17 protein-coding genes, 1 tRNA gene and 2 pseudogenes are annotated in these 19,845 nt (G+C 71.6%); 8 read left to right on the forward strand and 12 right to left on the reverse strand.

Annotation, left to right across the window (positions count from 1 at the left end):
• Positions 1–134: 134 nt before the first annotated feature.
• Positions 135–1,297 (reverse strand): annotated as a pseudogene (locus ACFYMP_RS07185) (DUF3631 domain-containing protein).
• Positions 1,298–1,939: 642 nt separating this feature from the next.
• Positions 1,940–2,164, reverse strand: a pseudogene (locus ACFYMP_RS07190) (helix-turn-helix transcriptional regulator); the annotation flags it as partial.
• Between the two features lie 701 nt (positions 2,165–2,865).
• Between ACFYMP_RS07190 and ACFYMP_RS07195 the strand changes: the two are divergent.
• Complete coding sequence (locus ACFYMP_RS07195) at positions 2,866–4,050, forward strand: tyrosine-type recombinase/integrase (protein WP_388851831.1); 1,185 nt, start codon at positions 2,866–2,868, stop codon at positions 4,048–4,050.
• A 70-nt stretch (positions 4,051–4,120) separates the two neighbouring features.
• Here ACFYMP_RS07195 and ACFYMP_RS07200 read toward each other — a convergent pair whose 3' ends face one another.
• From ACFYMP_RS07200 to ACFYMP_RS07215, 4 genes are all read right to left on the reverse strand, one after another.
• Positions 4,121–4,861 carry a hypothetical protein gene (locus tag ACFYMP_RS07200; protein WP_388851834.1) on the reverse strand — a complete coding sequence of 247 codons (741 nt, stop codon included), beginning with the start codon at positions 4,859–4,861 and terminating at the stop codon, positions 4,121–4,123.
• 11 nt (positions 4,862–4,872) lie between these two features.
• Complete coding sequence (locus ACFYMP_RS07205) at positions 4,873–5,205, reverse strand: hypothetical protein (protein WP_098008702.1); 333 nt, start codon at positions 5,203–5,205, stop codon at positions 4,873–4,875.
• Positions 5,206–5,318: 113 nt separating this feature from the next.
• Positions 5,319–5,391: transfer RNA gene (locus ACFYMP_RS07210), tRNA-Arg, on the reverse strand.
• 416 nt (positions 5,392–5,807) lie between these two features.
• Positions 5,808–7,226: a M6 family metalloprotease domain-containing protein gene (locus ACFYMP_RS07215; RefSeq protein WP_388851837.1), complete on the reverse strand. Its 1,419-nt coding sequence runs from the start codon at positions 7,224–7,226 to the stop codon at positions 5,808–5,810.
• Positions 7,227–7,463: 237 nt separating this feature from the next.
• Here ACFYMP_RS07215 and ACFYMP_RS07220 point away from each other — a divergent pair, with 237 nt between their 5' ends.
• On the forward strand, positions 7,464–8,243 hold the full coding sequence (locus tag ACFYMP_RS07220) for a TetR/AcrR family transcriptional regulator (RefSeq protein WP_388851840.1): 780 nt from the start codon (positions 7,464–7,466) through the stop codon (positions 8,241–8,243).
• A 581-nt stretch (positions 8,244–8,824) separates the two neighbouring features.
• Positions 8,825–10,393 carry an MFS transporter gene (locus ACFYMP_RS07225; RefSeq protein WP_388851843.1) on the forward strand — a complete coding sequence of 523 codons (1,569 nt, stop codon included), beginning with the start codon at positions 8,825–8,827 and terminating at the stop codon, positions 10,391–10,393.
• A 278-nt stretch (positions 10,394–10,671) separates the two neighbouring features.
• On the opposite strand, the gene ACFYMP_RS07230 is transcribed toward ACFYMP_RS07225, so the two are convergent.
• Complete coding sequence (locus tag ACFYMP_RS07230; protein ID WP_388851846.1) at positions 10,672–11,313, reverse strand: MarR family winged helix-turn-helix transcriptional regulator; 642 nt, start codon at positions 11,311–11,313, stop codon at positions 10,672–10,674.
• A gap of 149 nt (positions 11,314–11,462) precedes the next feature.
• Here ACFYMP_RS07230 and ACFYMP_RS07235 point away from each other — a divergent pair, with 149 nt between their 5' ends.
• Entirely contained in the window at positions 11,463–12,215 is a 753-nt protein-coding gene (locus ACFYMP_RS07235; protein WP_388851849.1) for a DODA-type extradiol aromatic ring-opening family dioxygenase, read from the forward strand.
• A 116-nt stretch (positions 12,216–12,331) separates the two neighbouring features.
• On the opposite strand, the gene ACFYMP_RS07240 is transcribed toward ACFYMP_RS07235, so the two are convergent.
• Positions 12,332–13,381: a questin oxidase family protein gene (locus ACFYMP_RS07240; protein ID WP_388852290.1), complete on the reverse strand. Its 1,050-nt coding sequence runs from the start codon at positions 13,379–13,381 to the stop codon at positions 12,332–12,334.
• Between the two features lie 291 nt (positions 13,382–13,672).
• Between ACFYMP_RS07240 and ACFYMP_RS07245 the strand changes: the two genes are divergently transcribed.
• On the forward strand, positions 13,673–14,110 hold the full coding sequence (locus ACFYMP_RS07245; RefSeq protein ID WP_388851852.1) for a pyridoxamine 5'-phosphate oxidase family protein: 438 nt from the start codon (positions 13,673–13,675) through the stop codon (positions 14,108–14,110).
• A 40-nt stretch (positions 14,111–14,150) separates the two neighbouring features.
• Here ACFYMP_RS07245 and ACFYMP_RS07250 read toward each other — a convergent pair whose 3' ends face one another.
• The gene (locus ACFYMP_RS07250) at positions 14,151–14,669 is read right to left on the reverse strand and encodes a GNAT family N-acetyltransferase (RefSeq protein ID WP_388851855.1); all 519 of its coding nucleotides are present in this window, start codon (positions 14,667–14,669) and stop codon (positions 14,151–14,153) included.
• Positions 14,670–14,873: 204 nt separating this feature from the next.
• Here ACFYMP_RS07250 and ACFYMP_RS07255 point away from each other — a divergent pair, with 204 nt between their 5' ends.
• Both ACFYMP_RS07255 and ACFYMP_RS07260 read left to right on the forward strand, forming a co-directional pair.
• The gene (locus ACFYMP_RS07255) at positions 14,874–15,905 is read left to right on the forward strand and encodes an RNA polymerase sigma factor RpoD/SigA (RefSeq protein ID WP_388851858.1); all 1,032 of its coding nucleotides are present in this window, start codon (positions 14,874–14,876) and stop codon (positions 15,903–15,905) included.
• Positions 15,906–16,124: 219 nt separating this feature from the next.
• Positions 16,125–16,388 carry a hypothetical protein gene (locus tag ACFYMP_RS07260; protein ID WP_388851861.1) on the forward strand — a complete coding sequence of 88 codons (264 nt, stop codon included), beginning with the start codon at positions 16,125–16,127 and terminating at the stop codon, positions 16,386–16,388.
• A gap of 386 nt (positions 16,389–16,774) precedes the next feature.
• Here the strand turns inward: ACFYMP_RS07260 and ACFYMP_RS07265 are convergent, their stop codons facing one another.
• Positions 16,775–17,512 (reverse strand): DUF6227 family protein, encoded by a 738-nt coding sequence (locus tag ACFYMP_RS07265; protein ID WP_388851864.1) that lies wholly within the window; start codon positions 17,510–17,512, stop codon positions 16,775–16,777.
• A gap of 533 nt (positions 17,513–18,045) precedes the next feature.
• On the opposite strand from ACFYMP_RS07265, the gene ACFYMP_RS07270 reads away from it, so the two are divergent.
• Entirely contained in the window at positions 18,046–18,375 is a 330-nt protein-coding gene (locus tag ACFYMP_RS07270; protein WP_388851867.1) for a hypothetical protein, read from the forward strand.
• Between the two features lie 118 nt (positions 18,376–18,493).
• Here ACFYMP_RS07270 and mscL read toward each other — a convergent pair whose 3' ends face one another.
• Both mscL and ACFYMP_RS07280 read right to left on the reverse strand, forming a co-directional pair.
• A complete protein-coding gene (gene mscL / locus ACFYMP_RS07275) occupies positions 18,494–19,102 on the reverse strand; it encodes a large conductance mechanosensitive channel protein MscL (protein WP_388851870.1) in 609 nt (202 codons plus the stop codon).
• Positions 19,103–19,252: 150 nt separating this feature from the next.
• On the reverse strand, positions 19,253–19,558 hold the full coding sequence (locus ACFYMP_RS07280) for a hypothetical protein (RefSeq protein ID WP_388851873.1): 306 nt from the start codon (positions 19,556–19,558) through the stop codon (positions 19,253–19,255).
• Between the last annotated feature and the right edge of the window lie 287 nt (positions 19,559–19,845).

The raw sequence follows: 19,845 nt of genomic DNA on the forward strand, positions 1-19,845 counted from the left end.
CCCATGCCTGGTCAGGACAGGTACGGACACGCAAGCAGGTACGGAGAAGTCCGTCCCGGTGAGGACATCCGTCCCCGCACTGACCTGCGTGGGGACGGATGCGACGCAGTGATACGGACCCAGAGGGAGGTGGGTCAGTGGGCGGGTTTGGGGTCGGCGGGGCCGCCGGGCGGGCCGATGGGTAGCTGACCCGCCGGGGCGGCGGGCGGCTTGCCCTGAGCGGTCCGCTGCGCGGGGGCGGCATGGTGCGTACGCGCTGCCTCGGTGAGGTCCGGGCAGTGCCGGGCCCAGCTGTCCAGGAACCGGTTACGGGCGTACCCCTTGGCCTGCCTGCCCTGGTCGAAGCGGTAGTTGGCCGGGCGGATGTCGAAGTCCCGTAGCAGTTTCCCCAGGTGGTAGGCGTTGAGCCCGTTGGTGCCGTGCTCTGCCCAGGGGGCGTCGGGGTCTTGGAGCAGGGTGGTGACCAGATCCAGGCTGGACAGGGCTTCGGGGTTGCCGTGTGCCTCGAAGACGTGGTGGATGTCGCGCAGCAACCTCGTCTTCAGGTTGGTCTGCTCGTCCTGGACGGCCTCGAAGCGGGTCATCGCCCCACAGGCCGCACGGGCAAGGGCGGGCCATTGGCCGCCGGCCAGGTCGGCGACGATGACGAGCGGTTCCCAAGTGTCCGCCGCCCGGTCCTCCACCGGCATGGTCGGCGCCATGCGGCCGGCCGTGCCGAGCAGCGGTCCCAGCCAGGCAGTCAGCTTGTCCCGCAGTGTGTTCAGTTCCGGTGTGGCGTAGCGCGAGCGGAACGGGGTCACCTTCTCGCCCGGCTTGCGTTTTTGCATGCGGAGCACGACCGCCCGGTCCGTGATCGTGTCGGGCAGGTCGCCGATCGAGGCCAGCGCGGCCATGGCGAAGGTCGGATACGGGGTCGGCTTGTGCTCCGGACCGGAGATGCGCCAGGCGGGCCGGTTGCGTTGGTGTCCGGCGTTCAGCAGGCCGCGTAGTTCCTCGTTGTCGCCGGCCTTGCTGAAGATGGTGTCGGCCTCGTCCACCAGGAGCGTGCGCGGGTTCTTGCCGATGACGCGGAAGAGCACCGCCGTAGACATGTTCACCGTCATGATCGGCTGGTGCACGGTCTCGTGGAGCACGTCCAGCACCCGGGACTTGCCGCAGCCCTTCGTCGGGCCGACGACCGCCAGGCGTGGTGCGTGCTGCAAGCGGGCTGGATGTGCGTGGCCGCCACCTACAGGGTGACCGCGGTCAGAGCCTCGTCACTGGGCAGTACGGCGTACTTGCCGATCGCCGCCCGCAATTCATCCAGTAGTTCCGGACCCTCACCGGAACCCCGTTCTCCAAGGTCTTCCGGTCCCCGAGCAGGCCGGGGACCGGTCCCGTGATCCGGTCCCCGTGCGTCGACGGGACCGGTCCCCTCCGCGTTGGCGGATCCCGCCACGGGGCTGTCGGTCCCCAGCGACTGGCGGGGACCGTGGCCACGGTCCTCGTTTTGTCGCCGCTGACCTGCTGGTTTGTTGCGGATGTCGATACGGGGACCGGGGCGTGCGGGGACCGAGCAGCGGGGACGTCGCCGGGACGGTCCCCAACCGTGGCACCGGAAGACGGCTGGGGACGGTCCCCGTGTCCTTCCACATCCGCCGGTTGCTCGGCGGTCCCCGATGCCGGGGACCGTGTGTCCGCCTGGTCCCGGCGTCGCCAGGGGATGCCCTCGCCGGGGACCGCCGGAGTGGGCCAGCTGATCGGGGAGGTGTTCGTGGGGTTGGGGGACGTAGGGTCTTCCATAGGCGTTCCTCTCCGGTGAGGGGCAGGACGGGCAAGGTCTCGCCCCTCACCAGCTCATTCGTTCAGGGATGGGCGATCAGTTGGGAAGTCTTCGGCCCTCGGCGTTGGCGCGCCGGGGGTCGCTTCGTTGTCCGCGCCAGACGCGGGATCGGGCCGTCAGGTCGTACGACGTCTGGGCGTCCAGCCACGCGTCCACCTCCCGCCAGCGGTAGCGCAGGTGACGGCCGACCTTGTGGACGCTGGGGCCGATGCCCCGGTACTTCCACTGGTAGAGGGTCTTCACCGGCACCCCGAGGTAGGCGGCGACGTCGGAGGGGGTGGCGAGCTGGTCACGCTCGGCGCCGGCCAGGCGCGGGGAGTGGTTCGGCAATGAGGTCTCCATATCGGAATCAGGGTTTTGGATGGCAGGCGTGGACAACAAGGCCACACCATCCGCGGAAGCGTCCAGCGTGGATTCTGAGCCCCGGCTACTTCCCTCAGCATGGCCGGGGAAGACCAGAACAGTAAGGGCGGATCGCCGGTTGCCGAAATCCATCCCGCGGAAGCAGAAATTTTCTGTGGAGAAGCGACTGGCTGAGGTGCCGGAATCCGATACCTCGGCAGGTCAGAGGTAGCGTCCAGTCGTCAGCGGCGAAGCCGCCAACCCACCGGACACCGCATCTCGAATCTCCCCAAAACGCCCACAATTTCGACGCGGCGGGAAGATAGCACAACCTCCCGGCTGACACGGCTCGTGATGTGCCGGAATTCAACGAGACGAATGCCACGTCGCCCCGGAACGGCGTTTGTAGAGTTTAAGAACCAACTCTTGCCATGGCGCCCGGATGCAAGTTACAGCTACCTGTCATGGAAACCCGACCTGTCGAAATGGGCCCCGCTGGCCTCCACACCGCCCTCAGTCGCACCGGGCGCACTCGCCGCCGCTGCGACATCGACGAACTCGTCATCGCCACCGTGCTCGGTGTCCCTCCCACGACCCTGCTCCCGCCGCCACCGTCGGTGTTCGGTGATGACCGGAGGGGGTGCTAGTTGGCGCGGGTCTGGATTGAGGACCGCACAGGGCACGCGGCGTACGTACGGGCCGTGGCGGAAGCCAAGCGGGCAGGGCGCACGTCACCCGGGCGCTACCGCGTCCGCTGGTACGACCCCGACGGCAAACCGAAGATGAAGACCTTCGCCCGCAAGGTCGACGCCGAGGCGGAGCGGACGAGGATGGAGTCCCGTCTCAACGACGGCTCCTACCGTGATCCCGCCGCCGCGCGGGTGAAGTTCGCAGAGGTGGCGGAGTCCTGGCTGGCCGCGCAGATCCATCTCAAGCGTTCCACCCGGGGCCGCTATCGCGGCGTTCTCGACGTGCACGTGATCCCCAAATGGGGCACCACTCCGCTGGACCGCATCCACTTCGAGGACATCGCCGAGTGGCTCGCGGACCTGCTGTCCGGCGAGGCAACCGGCGGCAGAAAGCTCAGCCCTCGTTCGGTCCGGAAGGCGTACGTCGTCCTCAGCCGCGTTCTCGGCTACGCGGTCAAGGCCCGTCGTCTGTCGGTCAACCCGGCTGTCGGCGTGCCCCTGCCGAAGGCAATGCCGACTGACCACGTGTACCTCGACGACATGCAGGCCGACGCGTTGGCCAACGCGTCAGGCACCTACCGGGTGTTCATCCTGCTGCTGGCCTACACCGGCCTGCGCTGGGGTGAGGCGTCCGCACTGAAGCTGGGCCGCGTGGACCTGGATGCCTGCCGGGCTCACATTGTGGAGGCGTATGTCGAGGACAACGGCAAGCTCTACCTCGACACGCCCAAGAACCACGAGCGCCGGTCGGTGCCGATCCCGCGGTTCCTGGCCGAGGAGTTGAAGCCGCACGTCGAGGGGAGGGGCGAGGACGAGCTTCTCTTCACCGCTCCCCAGGGCGGTCCGCTGCGGGCCCGCAACTTCCGTCAGCGGTTCTTCGCGCCGGCGGTCGTCAAGGCGGGGCTTGGGCACCTCAAGGTCACCCCGCACAAGCTGCGGCATACGGCGGCTTCGCTGGCCATCGCCAGCGGCGCGGACGTCAACGTCGTCCAGACGATGCTGGGTCACAAGTCCGCGACGCTGACCCTGGACACGTACGGCCATCTCTTCCCGGACCGCCTCGACGAGGTATCCAAGAAGATGCACAAGCGCCGCGCCAAGCAGCTGGCCAAAGCGAAGGCCAAGTTGGAGAAGGCGGAGCGGAAGGCGCGCAAGGCTGCCGAAGCAGTAGCTGATCTGGAGGAGGGCGCAGCGTGATGTGTGCCGGAGCTGTGCCGAGCCGCAGCAGTCGTTGGCGTGGACCCACGGCCCTGCTGGGGATCGTCGGTCAGAACGGGAGGTCGGCGGCGTCATCCGCCGCGAGGCCCCATTCAGCCGATGATGATGTGTTGCTCGGTGCGTCACATGCCTCGAACGCCTGCCGCCGGACTTGCAGTCCCGCAGTGTCCTCGCCCCATGCGGTGAGGGCTTCCATGGCCCGTTCCTGGTATTGCCACAGGGCGCTGGTGGCCAGCGTCGCTCGCAGCAGCGGGGCCGCGGCCTTCCGGTGGCGGTGCAGGCGAGAGTCGTCCAGCAGCGGGATGCAGGCGGCGAGGGCGGCTTCACGGACGTGTGGGTCGTGGTCGTCGAAGCAGGCGGAGACGGCGGAGAAGAGCAGTGGTCGGATCTCGCGAGTCCGGACGAACGGAGGGTAGTCCTCGGGCGGGAAACCAAAGTGGCGCATCGTTGCCTCGGCTTGGTCGTCGGCGGCGTTGGCCACCGAGTCCAGCCACCCAAGGAGCGCGGCGCGCATCGGCCCGGGGAAGTCTCGGGGTCTCTTCTCGGCGGGCAGGGTGGTGCGTGGGTCGGGGAGGATCGCGGCCACGTAGAGCGCGGCCGGGGCCGTTGCGCCGTAGAGCGTGTTCTGGTGGTGCACCACGTGGTGCAGGTGGTCCAGGGCCTGGGATCTCACGCGCTGGTCTGTGTCCAACAGTGCGACGAGCTGCGCGGGGGTGTCCTCCGCTGTCCCGTAGGCGTGATCCAGGGCGTCCCAGTCGGTCTCGGTCAGCACCACGGCAGGGTCGGGCAAGGGAGCCAGGCTCACTGACGTTCCCGCCAGGCTCGGTCCAGCGCCTCTGCAGTCGCATCCGCGGCAAGCTTTTCGATCTTCTCGGGCACCTCCCGCTCGTCGAGGACGAAAAGCCGACCGCCGGTGAGGTGGGTGGTCGGCTTCCAGTCGAGGCGGCGGGCCGCTTCCCGAGCGGCACGACGGACGTCCTTCAGCTCGCCCATCTCTTCGAGGTCGTTGCTGCTCAGGATGAGCTGCCCGTAGTACCCGTTGTACTGGGGCTTGAGGGCGGCCCTCATCAGTGATTCCAGGCGGTCGACCAGCTTCTCGTACCGGCGTCGGGCCAGCTCGTCCCTCTTGGGCATCGTCTGCCGCTCCCCACCCTCTGCGCGGACGCCATGTGTGCCATATGTGTGCTGCTAGACCGGAGGCCCTGTCGCCACTCGGACGACAGGGCCTCTGACCTGCTGTTTCTCTGTGCCCCCGGCAGGATTCGAACCTGCGACACCCGCTTTAGGAGAGCGGTGCTCTATCCCCTGAGCTACGAAGGCGAGGGCTTGGGGAAGCCTCGGTGAGGACCCGGGAGTGGATCTTTCGTGAGGCGGACAAGCCCGTTGGCCGGACATGGTGCGGATTCGGCTGGGCAGCATCACTGTCCGGCAGGTGCCGCGCCAACGGCCGACCAGAGAACAGGGTAGCGGATGACCATCCGCCGGGGGCACACGCTTCCGCGCCGTCAGGTGGGGCTCTTCCGGCTCCGCGGGAAGCCGGCCCGGCCGTGGGGGGGACGGGCCAGGGGGGGCAAGGGGCCAGTAGACGAGGCGGCCGGGAGCGTGTGGGCGTCGTACGCCGGGTCTCCGGCCTCCGGTCCCGGGCGTCGTCGCGGTCGCGCGCTCCACGTCCCGTCCGCTCGCGGACGTGGAGCGGAAGCCGGTCCACCCGCCGCCGTACCGGCACAGCCGTGGCGCTACTTCCGCCGCACCTCGACCCGGTACCCCCCGTCGCGTCCCTCGCCGAGCACCTTCATCGTCGTGCCGCTCGCCTTGTCGGTGAAGGTCTGGCCGGGGGTGTACGGGGCGTCGGAGAGTTCGGCGTGGACGTTGGGGCGGCGGGTGCAGCCGCCGCTGTCCTTCGTGGAGTCGAACACGGATATCGGGCCGCGGCCGGTGTCGACGTCCGTGTCCACGCGGTACACGAGCACGCCGGGGCGGCAGACCGCCTCGTCGTTGCCGGAGCGGGTGCGCACCTCCATCGCGAGGCCCGAGGTGGCCGACAGCGGGACGAAGACCAGCTTGTCGCCCTTCTTCGACGAGGGCAGCGGCAGCACGTCGTACCGCGCGGTGCCGCCCGAGGCCGCGCAGCCCACCTGATCGTCGTCGAGCCAGCCCAGCTTCCACTTGTGCCAGGCCAGGAGGTCGTTGTTGGAGCCCCAGTCCTCGCTCATGATGTCCCAGTGGCCGGCCGCCCCGCCGCCGTCCTGCGTGTACAGGTCGGGCAGGCCGAAGACGTGGCCGTTCTCGTGCGGGAGGACGCGGTAGCCGGTCTTCCCGTAGCTTCCCGAACCGTCGTCCTGGCGGCTGTAGACGAAGGACGTGTTGGCGAGCGGGGTGCCGTCCGCGACCGGCGCCTCGTGGTTTCCGGCGAAGGTCACCGACAGCACGGTGTCCAGGGCGGAGGGGCCGGCGTTCGGGGTCACCAGGACGTTGACGAGGTCGTACTTGCTGAAATCGACCAGGGGGTCCGCCGTCGCCACCAGATCGCGTACGAGCTTGCGGTAGCCCGGCTCGAAGGGCGCCCCGCGCTCTATCCCGTACGCGGCGAACGGCTTCGGCATGCGCAGCCAGTCCCGCACCGGGGCCTGCGGACGGTAGTCCAGCCGGCCGTAGGAACTCGTCCGGAACCACTTCGTCGTCCTCGGGAAGAACTCCGCGAGCCGCTCCCGTGCCGTGCCCTCGCCCGGCGCGTCCGAGAAGTCGATCATCAGGTTCAGGGCCCGTACCGTGCCCGTGGACCGCGTGTACCCGGGCGCCGTGGGCAGCCCCTCCGACATCTGCACGCCCAGCGGGCCGCTGATCATGCAGGTCTCGGGGGAGGCGTGCCGGCCCGAGGAGATGGGGCCCGCCGCCGACCGCCCCTCCGCCGCGAGGCCCCCGCCCCCCGACGTGCTCATCGTGACGGCGACGGCCAGCGTGGTCAGCGAGGCCAGGGCGGCGCCCCGGCGGGCGTGGGCCCGGCGGGCCCGGCGGCGCGCGTCGCGCGGCCGCCGTCCGGAGCCGCGGAGGGCGTGGCGGGTGCCGGGTCCGTCCGCCGCGGTGGCGTCCGCGGAGCCGGTGGACGGCCGGCGTACCGGTCCCGAAGGGGAGTGCGGCCCGTTGGTCGGCGGCATGCGTCCGGCCCTCCGTTCGCGGCAGCCACCTTCCTGACCTGCGAGGCTGCTCCCTCATAGCTCAGCCTCGGGTCAGTACTCGTGAGGCGCGCGCGGGATGCGGCCGATCGGTGGTCCGGCTGTGACCCGGCTCACAGCGGCTCGGGGAAATATCCGGGGACCTTCTCCCCGTTTGGATTCGTGTCGGAGCGAGGCGGGGAGTGAGTCCCCGCTTCGGCCGAGCGGATGAACGAGCGGATGAACGACTGGATGAACGATTTAGCGGCGATGTCGGTGAAGGAGGAGGACGTCATGGTGGCCACTCAGGTCGTCGCGGGTGCCGCACCCGGCACTCGTGCCGGTACCGAGGAGTGCGACGGAGCCGGTCGCGGTGACGCCGCGTGCGGGACCGACGGGCCCCGTCGCGCCGTCCGCCCCCGCGCCGACGCGCTGCGCAACCGTGAACGCATCGTCGAGGCGGCCCGGGAAATGGCCGTCGAGTACGGTGCCGACATCTCGCTCGACGAGGTCGCCCGGCGGGCCGGCGTGGGCAACGCGACCGTCTACCGCCACTTCCACGACCGCGCCGAGCTGATGCGGCGGGCCGTCCTGTCCGTCATGGACCGGGCCTCGCGGCGCGCGGAGGAGGCGCTGGAGGGCGCCGACCCCTTCGAGGCGCTGTGCGGCTTCGCGCACATGGCCGTCGAGGAGCGGGTGGGCGCGCTGTGCTCACTGCTCTCGGTCACCGTCGACATGGAGCACCCCGACGTGCTCGCCGCGCGGCTCCGGCTCGAATCCGGTGTCGGGGCGGTCATGGGGCGTGCGCGGGAGGCGGGCCAGTTGCGTCCCGACATCGGCGTCGGTGACCTGATGATGGCCCTGTCCCAGCTCACCAGGCCCCTGCCGGGGTGCAGTTGTGTGGACAGCGACCGCTTCGCCCACCGCCATCTCCAACTCTTCCTGGACGGACTGCGGGCCCCGGCCCGCTCGGTCCTGCCGGGTACCGCAGCGACCCTGGAGGAACTCCGCCGGGCGTGAACGAGGGCGGACCCGGCCGACCGGACCGTACAGGCCGCCCCTCGACCGGACACCCGGCACCACTCGTACACCCGGCACACTCGACCACCCGGCACGCCCGGTACCACTCGAACACCCGGAATTACTCGAACGTCCGTCACCAGCCGAACCACCGACACCGGAGCCACCGGCGTCGCGACCACAGGGGCCACCAGTAGTGGAACGTCCACCACTGGGGCTTCGACTACCGCTCAGAGGCGAGGCAGTTGATCGCCCGTAACCCGAACGCCCGTCCGCGACAATCCAGTTGACGCGCGTCATGCCCCGCCGCGAGGGTTTCGTGGTGGCGGGGTGGCCGAACGCCGTCCGGTCGTACGCGACTTCCGTAACTCGTCATCCGTTACTCGTGACCCGTAACGCTGTTGCCGCACAATGACGTCGCGCACGCGTACCGGGGGCCTCTCCTCTTCCCGTCCTCGCCCCGCCTCTCTGCCGTCCTGACCTTTTACCGTCCTGATCTCTTCGCGCCTCCCGAACGGTGTGCCCGCCCGGCCGCCGCGTCCGGGAAGGCGTTCCACGAGCGTCCCAAGGTGGATATCCCCATGTCAGACACACTCCGTACCGAGCGTTCCGGCCCCCTGCCGGCCGAGGCCGAAGGGCCTGACCCCAGGCGCTGGAAGGCGCTCGTCTTCATCGCGCTGGCCCAGCTGATGGTCGTTCTCGACTCGACGATCGTGAACATCGCGCTGCCCAGCGCCCAGACCGACCTGGGCATCTCCGACGGCAACCGTCAGTGGGTCATCACGGCCTACGCGCTCGCCTTCGGCGGACTCCTCCTCTTCGGCGGCCGGATCGCCGACCTGTGGGGCCGCAAGCGGACCTTCATGACCGGCCTCGTCGGCTTCGCCCTCGCCTCCGCGCTCGGTGGCGCCGCGACCAGCCAGGCCATGCTGCTCGGTTCCCGCGCGCTCCAGGGCGTGTTCGGCGCGCTGCTCGCGCCCGCCGCGCTCTCCCTGCTCGCGGTGACCTTCACCCAGGCCAAGGAGCGCGCCAAGGCGTTCGGCATCTACGGCGCCATCGCCGGTGGCGGCGGGGCCGTCGGTCTCATCCTCGGCGGTTTCCTCACCGAGTACCTGAACTGGCGCTGGACCTTCTTCGTCAACGTGCCCTTCGCGGTCGTCGCCCTCCTCGGCGCGTGGTTCGTGATCCGCGAACCGGCCGGCAGCCGCAACCGTTCCTCGCTCGACATCCCCGGCGTACTGCTGTCGACGCTGGGCCTCGTGTCCCTCGTCTACGGCTTCACCCGCGCCGAGTCCGCGGGCTGGAGCGACGCGACCACCATCGGGTCCTTCGTCGCGGCCGTCGTCCTGCTCGGCTCGTTCCTGCTCGTCGAGTCCCGCGTCAAGGCGCCGCTGCTGCCGCTGCGGGTCGTCACCGACCGCAACCGCGGCGGGGTCTACCTCTCGCTCGGCCTCGCGATCATCGCGATGTTCGGCCTGTTCCTCTTCCTGACCTTCTACCTCCAGGTCGTCAAGGGGTACTCGCCGGTCAAGACCGGCTTCGCCTTCCTGCCGATGGTCGCGGGCATGATCACGGGCTCGACCCAGATAGGCGCCCGCCTCATGACGAGGGTCTCCCCGCGCCTGCTCATGGGCCCCGGGTTCATCCTCGCCGCGCTCGCCATGCTGCTCCTGACGCAGATGGAGATCGACTCCGGCTACGCCTCCCTCGTGCTGCCGGCCGAGCTGATGCTGGGCCTCGGCATGGGCACCGCGTTCATGCCGGCCATGTCCCTGGCCACGCACGGCGTGCAGCCCCGGGACGCGGGAGTGGCCTCCGCCATGGTCAACACCTCGCAGCAGGTCGGCGGAGCGATCGGCACCGCCCTCCTCAACACCATCGCGGCCTCGGCCACCACGGCGTACCTGACCTCGCACGCGGGCGACGGAACCGCCCCGAAGCTCCTGCAGGCGCAGGCCCTCGTGGACGGCTACAGCCACGCCATCTGGTGGGCGGTCGGCATCCTCGCCGTCGCCGCGACCCTCGCTCTGACCCTCGTCAACACGCGGGCCCAGGGCGCGGGACCGGCCGTCGCCAAGGGGGGCGGCTCGGACAGCTCCACGGCCGAGGAGTCGGCCGAGGACCTGGCGGTGCCGGTCATCGCGCACTGAGCGCACCGCTCGCACGTGGAAAAGCGCGCTGAGCGCACCGCTCGCACGTGGGAAAGCGCGCTGAGCCCACCGGCGCCACGGGAGGCGCGCTTCTGGGGCGCGGCCCCCTTCCGTCAGCCTCGTCAGTGCCACGCCGCCGGCCCCCGTACGGACTGTTCCGTACGGGGGCCGGCGGCGTGGGGCGTACGGCGCGCGGGCGCCAAGGGGGCCGGTCCAGGGGCGTCGAGGGCGCTACGGGAGCCAGGGGCGGTGCACCGCGGCCGCCGGTGTCCGCCGCGTCAGCGCAGCCACGGCAGGTCCGGGCGTCCGCCGCTCCCGTCCGGCTGGAGGCCCTGGGCGATGACGCCCATGATCTCGCCGAGGGAACGCTGCTGTTCCGGGGTGAGCCGGTCGAACAGGGCGCTCCGGACGGCGGCGACGTGGCCGGGGGCGCTGCGCCGCAGCATCCCCGCGCCGTCCTCGGTCAGCACCGCGAACTGGCCTCGTTTGTCCGAGGGGCAGTCCTCCCGCCGGACCCATCCGTTGCGTTCCAGCCGGGCCACGGCGTGCGAGAGGCGCGAGCGGGTGATCTTGGCGTGGCAGGCGAGTTCCGTCATGCGCAGGCGCCGGCCCGGCGCGTCCGACAGCCGCACCAGCAGCCCGTAGTAGACGTGCGGCATCTTCGCGTCCCGCTGCAACTGGCGGTCCAGGTAGTCGTCGAGCAGCGTGCTGGCCTGGAGATACGCCTGCCAGACCGCCTGCTCCTCGTCCGTGAGCCAGCGGGTCGCGCCCCGCGCCGCCTCGCCGCGCTCCTCGGCGCCGTCGGCGCCGGCCGGTGGGCCTCCCGCCGTCCCGTCGGCCCGCGCCGTCCCGTCGGCCCGCGCCGTCCCGTCCGCCTCGTCGGCCCGCGTCACGTGTTCCGTCGTCGTCTCCGTCGTCATCCCGTGCTTCTTCCGTACTCGACCGCGAAACCGATCTTATTGAAGCTTAAACAATGCTGGCGTAGCCTCGGACACCGAAGAACTTGATACTTCAAATAAAGACGTCCGGTCCCACGCGCCGGTCGTCCGCCCGCCGAAGGAGCACCGTGATGTCCGCCCCCGCCCCTGAGCGCATGCCCGCCCTCTACCTCAGCCACGGCGCGCCCCCGCTCGCCGACGACCCGGTGTGGCCCGGGGAGCTGGCGGCCTGGTCCGCCGCGCTGCCGCGGCCCCGGGCGATCCTCATGGTGTCCGCGCACTGGGAGGAGGGCCCGCTCGCGATCGGCGCCACGCGGACGCTGCCCCTCGTCTACGACTTCTGGGGCTTCCCCGAGCACTACTACGCCGTCCAGTACGGCGCCCCGGGCGCCCCCGGGCTCGCCGAGTCGGTGCGCGGGATGCTGCGCGGTGCCGGGCTGCCCGTGCAGGACGTCGAGGACCGGGGCCTCGACCACGGCGCGTACGTCCCCCTCGTCGAGATGTACCCGGAGGCCGACGTCCCGGTGCTCCAGATCTCCCTGCCGACGCTGGACCCCGAGACGCTGATGGGCGTCGGCCGTGTCCTCGCGCCGCTGCGGGACGAGGGCGTGCTCATCGTCGGCAGCGGCTTCTTCACGCACAACCTCGCCGCCCTGCGGCACCGCGGCGGCGTACCGGACTGGTCCTCCGAGTTCGACGACTGGGGGAAGCGCGCGCTGGAGGGCGCAGACGTCGACGCGCTCCTCGACTTCCGCCACAAGTCCCCGGCCGGACAGCTCGCCCACCCCCGTACCGAACACTTCGCCCCCCTCTTCGTGACCCTGGGAGCGGCCGAGGTCACCGGCGAACTCGACACCCGGCGCAGCGTCATCGACGGCTTCTAAATGGGACTGGCCAAACGCTCCGTCCAGTTCGGCTGAGTCGTCGCCCCCGATCCGGATCGCGGTCGGCTGAGTCGTCGCCCCCGATCCGGATCGCGCACCCCCCCCGGATTCCGGTTTCAGCCGAGCGGCTCGATGAGGGCGAGCGAGCGCAGGGCCGCCGCCCCGGCGCGCGGACCGCCCACGTCGAGCGCCGTGTCCGCGAACTTCACGGCGTGCTCGTCGCCGTGGGCCGCGGCGCGGGCGAACAGCTCCCGCGCGCTCAGCCCGAACGCCTCCGCCAGGAGCGCGGCCCCGGCCCCGCCGGGACCGGGGACCTCGTAGGCGGCCGTCACCGCCCCGCTCGCCGACCACGCCGCGTCCACGCTCGCGGTCCACAAACGGCGCGGCAGCGCGGGCAGAGTGCGCAGTACGGCGTTGGGGGCCGTCGCCGCGTGCACCAGCATGACGGGCTCCCCGTGCCCGTGGGCCGCGTACCGGTGCACCGCCGCCGCGACCAGCTCCCGCAGCCGCCCGGCGGCCTCCTCCGGGGTGGCGGGCCGCCTCTCGGGCCAGGCCGGCAGCCCCCGCACCCGCGCCAGCCGCTCCCGGACGCCGCCGCTTCGGCGCTCGACGCCGGGCACGGCCGCCAGCGCCCCGTCCGCGTCCCGCGCGGGGGGCAACACGCTCAGCGCGGGCAGCGGCGCGCTGCGCGCCGCCCAGTAGCCGAGCGCCTGCCCCAGCTCCGCGCGCCGCGGGTCGAGCGCCCCGCCCCCGGGCCCCGCCGCCGCGCCCGGGGACCGCGCCTCGTCCTCCAGCAGCGTCCGCACGGCGTGGCCCGTCCGGATGACGGGGTGCGTGGCGCCGCCCGTGATCCCCGGCAGCAGCCGCGGCCACCAGAGGGCGAGCACGTCCCGCCAGGGCTCCCACGCCAGCCGCCCCGCGAAGTACGCCGACCAGTCACCGATCCGGCGCGGATCACCCAGCGCCTCCCGCCAGTTCAGCTCCGTGACCCTCTCGTAGGGGGCGGGCATGTCCTCCAGCTTCGGCCGGTAGCGGTCGATCCACCGGTGCACCCGCTCCGCCTGCCCGCCCCGTACGAGAGCCTCCACCGCCATCGGCGCGTGGTTGCTCAGCCACCCCTCGCGCTCCGGGCCCGCCGCGTGCAGCCGCTCCAGGGCCTCGTCCAGCGTGCCGTCGCCCGGCGTGCCGGCGTGCCGTGCGCCGTCGGCCCCGCCGCGGCCCCGGCCGGCCGGGGCCGCCCCGCGCTCCGCGTGGCTCGTTCCGCGTGCCCTCGGGGTGTTCCCCGTCTGTCCCGCCTGTAGTGAGCATGCGGGGAACGCTAGGCCGTCCGTGACCGCGGGATAACGGTCTGTGGTCCTAGGTCCTTGGCCGGACCGCGGTGAGCGGCGACACTGGGGCGGCCCGAGCCGAGCCGCGTCGTGGCGGGCCCGGCCGGTCCAGCCCCTGGGAGAGCAGCAGTGTCACTGAGCGCAGCGGATCGAGACGCCTTCCTCGCCGAGTCCCACGTCGCGGGCATCGCCGTGGCCAGGCGCGCCGACCACCGAGGGCCCCTGAACGTGCCCGTCTGGTACTGGCGCGGCGACGACGGCGACCTGCGCGTCTTCACCGGCGCCGACTCCCTCAAGGCCAGGCTGGTGGGCCGGGCGGGACGGTTCACCCTGCTGGTGCAGCGCACCGAGCCCACCTACCGCTACGTCTCCGTCGAGGGCCCCGTCGTCGGCTCCGCCCCCACCACCTCCGAGGACGTCGCCACCGTGGCCGCGCGCTACCTGCCCCCGGACAGGGCCCGCGCCTACGTGGAGCGCACCGGCGCCACCGGCGACCCCTCCGAGGGCCTCGTCACCTTCCGGATGCGGCCCGAGCAGTGGTACGCCGCCGACCTCGGCGCCCTCTGAGCCGGCCGGACCGTACGACGGGCGACGTCGCCCCCGCCCCTCACGAGCCCAGCGCCCGCTCGTACCAGGCGACGTCCCAGTAGCGGCCGAACTTCCTCCCCACCTCGGCGTACGTGCCGAGGTGGCGGAAGCCGAATCGCTCGTGCAGGGCGACCGACGCCTCGTTCGGCAGGGCGATCCCGGCGTAGGCCCGGTGCAAGTCCTCGCCCTCCAGCGCCGCGAAGAGCGCCTCGTACAGCAGCGAGCCGACGCCGCGCCGCCCCTCCCCGGGCCGCACGTACACGCTCACCTCCACCGAGGTGGCGTACGCCGGCTTCGGCCGGAAGGGGCTGCTCGTCGCGTACCCGAGTATCCGCTCCCCGGCCACCGCCACCAGAAGCCGGTACGGTCCCCGCGGCGGGTGCGCGAGAAGCCACGGCAGGCGTTCCTCCGGCGAGAAGGCCCGCGTGTCGAACGTGATGGGCGTCTCGCGCACATAGTGGTTGTAGAGGTCGGTGAGCTGCCCGATGTCGGCTTCGCTCCCGGTTCTGACCTGCGTTTCTGTGGACGATAGGGACATCTCGCCTCCATGTGGCCGGACAGGGTACTGCATGATCCCAAAGATTGATGTCGCCGGGGGGAATTCTGTCCTGATTACAGTCGTTGTTTCCTTCAGATGCCGGGCACCCGCGAGGGTGAAGCACTCCGGCCGCGACCGTGAGGTCGTGGGAGGGGTGCGGCATCCGCAGGGAGCACGACCACCCACCATCGCAAGGGAGCACGCATGGCAACCCGTGCCGTCGCCCGTCGTAAGTCCGCTGTGGGGAGCACATCCCGGGCTTCGGGCTCCGGGGGAGAGACCCGGGGGACAAGCGGCGCCCGTTCCACGAGCGGGGAGATCGCCGACCGCGACTTGGTCGGCATGTACCTCGACGAGATCGCGCGTACACCACTGCTCGACGCCGCGAAGGAGGTCGAGCTGTCGCAGACCATCGAGGCGGGCGTCTTCGCCCAGCAGATCCTCGACGGAACCGCCGAGAGCAAGAGCGCCGAGGACGCCTCCCGCGAGGAGCTCGAAGCGCTCGTCGAGGCGAGCGAGCGGGCGAAGGACGTCTTCATCCGCTCCAACCTGCGCCTGGTCGTGGCCGTGGCCCGTCGCTACCCGCGCAGCGGCCTGCCGCTGCTCGACCTCATCCAGGAGGGCAACGCCGGCCTGGTGCGCGCGGTCGAGAAGTTCGACTACCGCAAGGGCTTCAAGTTCTCCACCTACGCGACCTGGTGGATTCGCCAGGCCATCACCCGTTCCATCGCGGACCAGTCCCGCACCATCCGGCTGCCCGTCCACCTCGTGGAGGAACTGGGGCGCATCCGCAGGGTCCAGCGCGAGTTCAACCGTGAGCACGGCCGCGAGCCGGACCACGCGGAGATCGCCAAGGAGCTGGGCTCCAACCAGGAGCGCGTCTCCGACGTCCTGGACTGGGCCCGCGACCCGGTCTCCCTGAACATGTCCGTGGACGACGAGGGCGAGACGCAGTTCGGCGACCTCCTGGAGGACACCTCCGCCGTCTCCCCCGAGCAGTCCGTCATGACCCTGCTGCGCAGTGAGGAACTGGACGACCTCATCGGCCGGCTCGACGAACGCACCGCCTCCATCATCAAGATGCGGTACGGCATCGACGACGGCCGCGAGCGCACCCTCACCGAGGTCGGCAAGCAGCACGGACTGACCCGTGAGCGCATCCGTCAGATAGAGAAGCACGCACTGCTGGAGCTGAAGAAGCTGGCACACGACACCGGGTTCGACGCGGCGGCCTGAGCGGCCGCCGCCGCCCCGCCACCGGAGTCCCAGCAACCCCTTCCGGGGTGAGCCGTCAGGGCCTGCGCCACCGCGCACGGGCCCTTTTGGCTGTTCTGGGCCGTTTTGGCGTTTTAGGGCCTGAATCGGGGCACAAGTGGCAGAGGAGATGCATCACTTCGGAGTGCAAGAACCGATTTTTCCTACCATCGGTCCACTTGAGTGAGGTCTACTGAGCCCATGCCCCAAAATGTCTCGGTCGTTCAGCAGATAGGCGTGGCCGCCCTCCTCGTGGCGACCGCCGCATGGATCGCGGGCCGCGTCCGGTTCGCCCGCCGGGACCGGTTCGAGCCGGTCGACTGGCGCGCCGTCCGCCCCACACCCCCGCGCGGCGGAATCCCCCGCCAGTCGGTCCCCGCCACGGAGCACGTCGACCTCACCCCGGACGAACGCGCCGCCTTCGCCGGCCTCGTTCGCCAACTGGGCGACGAACAGCGCGGCTGAGGTCGGAGCCGACTGAGGCCAAAGCCGGCTGAGGTCGGAGCCGACTGAGGTCGGAGCCAGGCGACGAGGAACGCTGCGGCGAAGGCCGGACGGCGAGCGCCGCGGCTGAGGATGGACGGGGAAACAGCGACAGAGGCCGGACGAAAGGCCGTGCGCCTGAGGACGGTTGACGGCTGACGTCGTGTCAACGGCATCACGCGCTACCGGCCGCGATGCGTCCGCAGGACGCACGCGTTTCGGGTCGAGGCCGCGCGTCCCGCGTCGAGGCCGCGCGTCCCGCGTTGAGACCGCGCGTCCGCTTCCGGGGGCGCCTCCGCTTCCGGGTGTGCGGGCCGGGGTCGGGCGTGCGGGCCGGGGGTGACGGACCGGGGGTGACGGACCGGGCCTCAGAGGACCCTGGCCCGGCGCTCCATCGCCTCGTGTGCTTCCGTCTCCGTCTCGTACACCTCGCACATGTGCCGGCGGTCCGGGGTCGCGGTGTGCTCGACCTCCCAGAGCGACAGCTCCGTCCCGTCCAGCAGCAGGAAGGCGTGTTCGTAGAGCGCGAAGCCGATCCCGGAGGCTTCACGCAGGCCCGGCCGCGTGAACGCCTGGGTGATCTCGTGGGCGAAGGCGGAGTGCAGGAGCACCGCGATGTCCTCACGCGGACGGTCCGTGTTCTCCGCCCGGCGCAGCAGCCGGCGCGCGTGGTCGGCGGAGTCGTCGGGCGCGTAGTCCCGCTGCGGGCCGAAGTCCTCCTCGGCCACGTGGACCACGAGGCCCAGGTCGTCGCTCGCGGTGACGGTCTCCCATTCGACGGGGCCGTAGGACCAGCGCGCCGCCGCACCGGCCGCCTCCTCCGCGGTCGCGTAGATCTCGTGCTGCGTCTCCGACTCCGGGACCGTGCGGTGCACCAGCTCCCAGAGCGTCAGCGCACCCCCGTCGGGGAGCAACCAGCAGTGCCGGTAGGTTTCGTGGTGCGTACTCGCGCTGTGGTGGGCGGAATGCAGCGAACTGTCGTACGCGAGAGTGGTGTTGAGCAGCGACAGCGTGTCGTCGGGCAGCTCGAATGAGTTGAGGGCACGTCCCAGGAGCCGCGCGACGGGGCCCTCCGGCGGCTCAGGTGTCTCGTACGGAACGCTCAAGGCATCTCCCGGCGTTGCTGCATGTCACCTTGTGGGTGCATACCGTAGCCCTTCGGTCGGACATCATGTCCGGGAATCAGGAAAACGTACGAAGACTGAGCGGAGTTCCCGCACATGCCCTCGTCGTATTCTCCAAGGCGGAACACAACGCTCGGAACGTAGCGCTTCCCGCCGTCCCGGCGGAAGACGGCACGCCTGTACGGAAGCTGACACGCCGTCGTACGCGTCTGGACACGTGTGCGATTGCCCGGGAGGGCCGCGCCGGGGGCCCGCGACTCCCGTGCGCCCGCCTGTCACCTGAGCCCCACTCGGCCCCTCTCCACCGTCGGCCGGGAACGGTCTGGACGGGGTGGGGCGGAGCTCGGCGCCGGGAAGAGGCGGTCGGTGGCGGGTGCCCTCACCCTTCTGCCGTCCGTGGGCGCTGCCCGCTCCGTGAGTCCAGTGGCGCGCAGGGCGCCTTCGCCGGGCTTACGGGCGGGTGCTCGCGCCGCCACGGGCGACGCCCGCGCCCCGCGCGGACGTACGCTGGAGGAATGAGCACGCCCCGCCAGCAGCCCGCCGCATCCGCCCAGGACGCCCCGGCCCCCCGGCCCGCCTCCGAGGAGACGGGCCACACGTCGACGGGCGCCACCTCGGCGGGTGAGGACGCCCCCGGGGCGGGCGCCCCGACCGAGGCGGACCGCCCCGAGGCCGCGGCGGAGGCGGTACGCCGGGCCAAGGCCGCCCTCGACTTCGCCGACCCCCTGTCCGGACGCTCGGCCGACGACAGCGACCGGGGCTGGGGAGAGCGCCCCACGCCTTCCACCGCCTCGGCGGCGGACCTGGCCCGCTTCCTCGACGAGAAGCCCCCGCACCACATCTGAGACCGTCGCCGGCACCGCCCGGCGGGACGCACTCGTGAGGCCGTCCGTACGCAGCGGCTTCCGGGCGGACCGGTCGGCGCCTCGGACCCGCCGGGCGCCGGCCCGCGGTCGCGCCGCGTCAGCCCTTGCCGAGCCCTCCCGGGCCGTGTCCCGGGTCGCTCGGGTCGCTCGGGGAGGAGCCGCCGGGATCGCGCTCGCCGGGGGTCGCCCCGCCGAAGGGATCGCCCAGGGCCCCCGGGCCGTTCTGTCCCGGGGCGCGGCCCTCGCGGGCGGCCCGCTGCGCCATCAGCTCGTCCCGGATGTCCTTCAGGACGTCCAGCTCGGTGGTCTCCACCGCCTCCTCCGGCGCCCCGTACTTCGCCGCCCTGCGCTCCGCCTGCCGGGCCAGGTACTTCGACATCGGCAGCACCATCAGGAAGTACACGACCGCCGCCGTGATCAGGAAGGTCAGCGTGGAGCTGAGGACCGTCCCCCACAGGATGCGGATGCCCTCGGTCTCGCCGGCCGAGTTCGTCGTGCACGGGGCCTTCAGGCACGAGCTGTACTTGTCCAGGTCCTGGGTGCCGAACGCGCCGACCAGCGGATTGATGACCCCCTTCACCACCGCGTTGACGATGTTGGTGAAGGCGGCGCCGATGACCACCGCGACCGCCAGATCGATGACATTGCCACGCATCAGGAAGGCTTTGAAGCCCTCCCACACGCTCGACTTGCTGTTCTCGCTCACCCAGAAGTCCTTCTGCGTACGGATGTTGGTAGGAGCAAACAGCTCCGCAACCTACGGCAGGGGTCCGTGCCGGTGTCCAGTCGCTTCCCTCGTACGAGGGACTTGACGCGGCTCGGGCCGGCATGGGGCCGAAGCCGTGGGCGCGTTCCCTCAGCACAGGACCACCGCCAGCGAGGACGTCACGGCCGCTCCCGCCAGTGCCACCGCCGTAGCCCGGGGCACCGAGAGAACGACGACCGCCCCGCCACCGGCTACGCCCAAGCGCCTGTCCTCCGCCGCCCCACCCCAAACGTCCGCGGCGGCATCTCCCGGCACCTCCACCACGCGGGCCCGCGAGGCGACCACCCGGGGACGGCGGGCGGTGTCCCCCGGAGCGGTCGCGATCACGTCGACCCGCGCGCTCGGCCGTAGCAGGCGCAGGGCCGCCGGTTCCGCGATCCGTACCGCGGTCGTCACCCACGTCACCGCCGGCCGCTGTCGCGCGGCCGGGCCGGGCGGGCCGGGGCGCGTGTCTCCGCCTCCGGGCGGGGCCAGTGAGGCAGCGGCGGCCGCCAGGACGAGACAGCCCCCGGCCAGCCTTCCCCGGTGCCGCCCGAGCCGCCCCCGGCCCCATCCGCTCCGTCGTGGCCTCAGGGGAGGGAACTGGGGGACCGTCCCGGTCGGTGGCGCCTCCCGCAGCGGGACGCGAGGTTCGGGGAAGACACCCGCGGGAGACAGGGGCCGATGCCCGGAAGGAGCACGCG

The organism is Streptomyces sp. NPDC007088, from assembly GCF_042869355.1.
GTDB lineage: Bacteria > Actinomycetota > Actinomycetes > Streptomycetales > Streptomycetaceae > Streptomyces.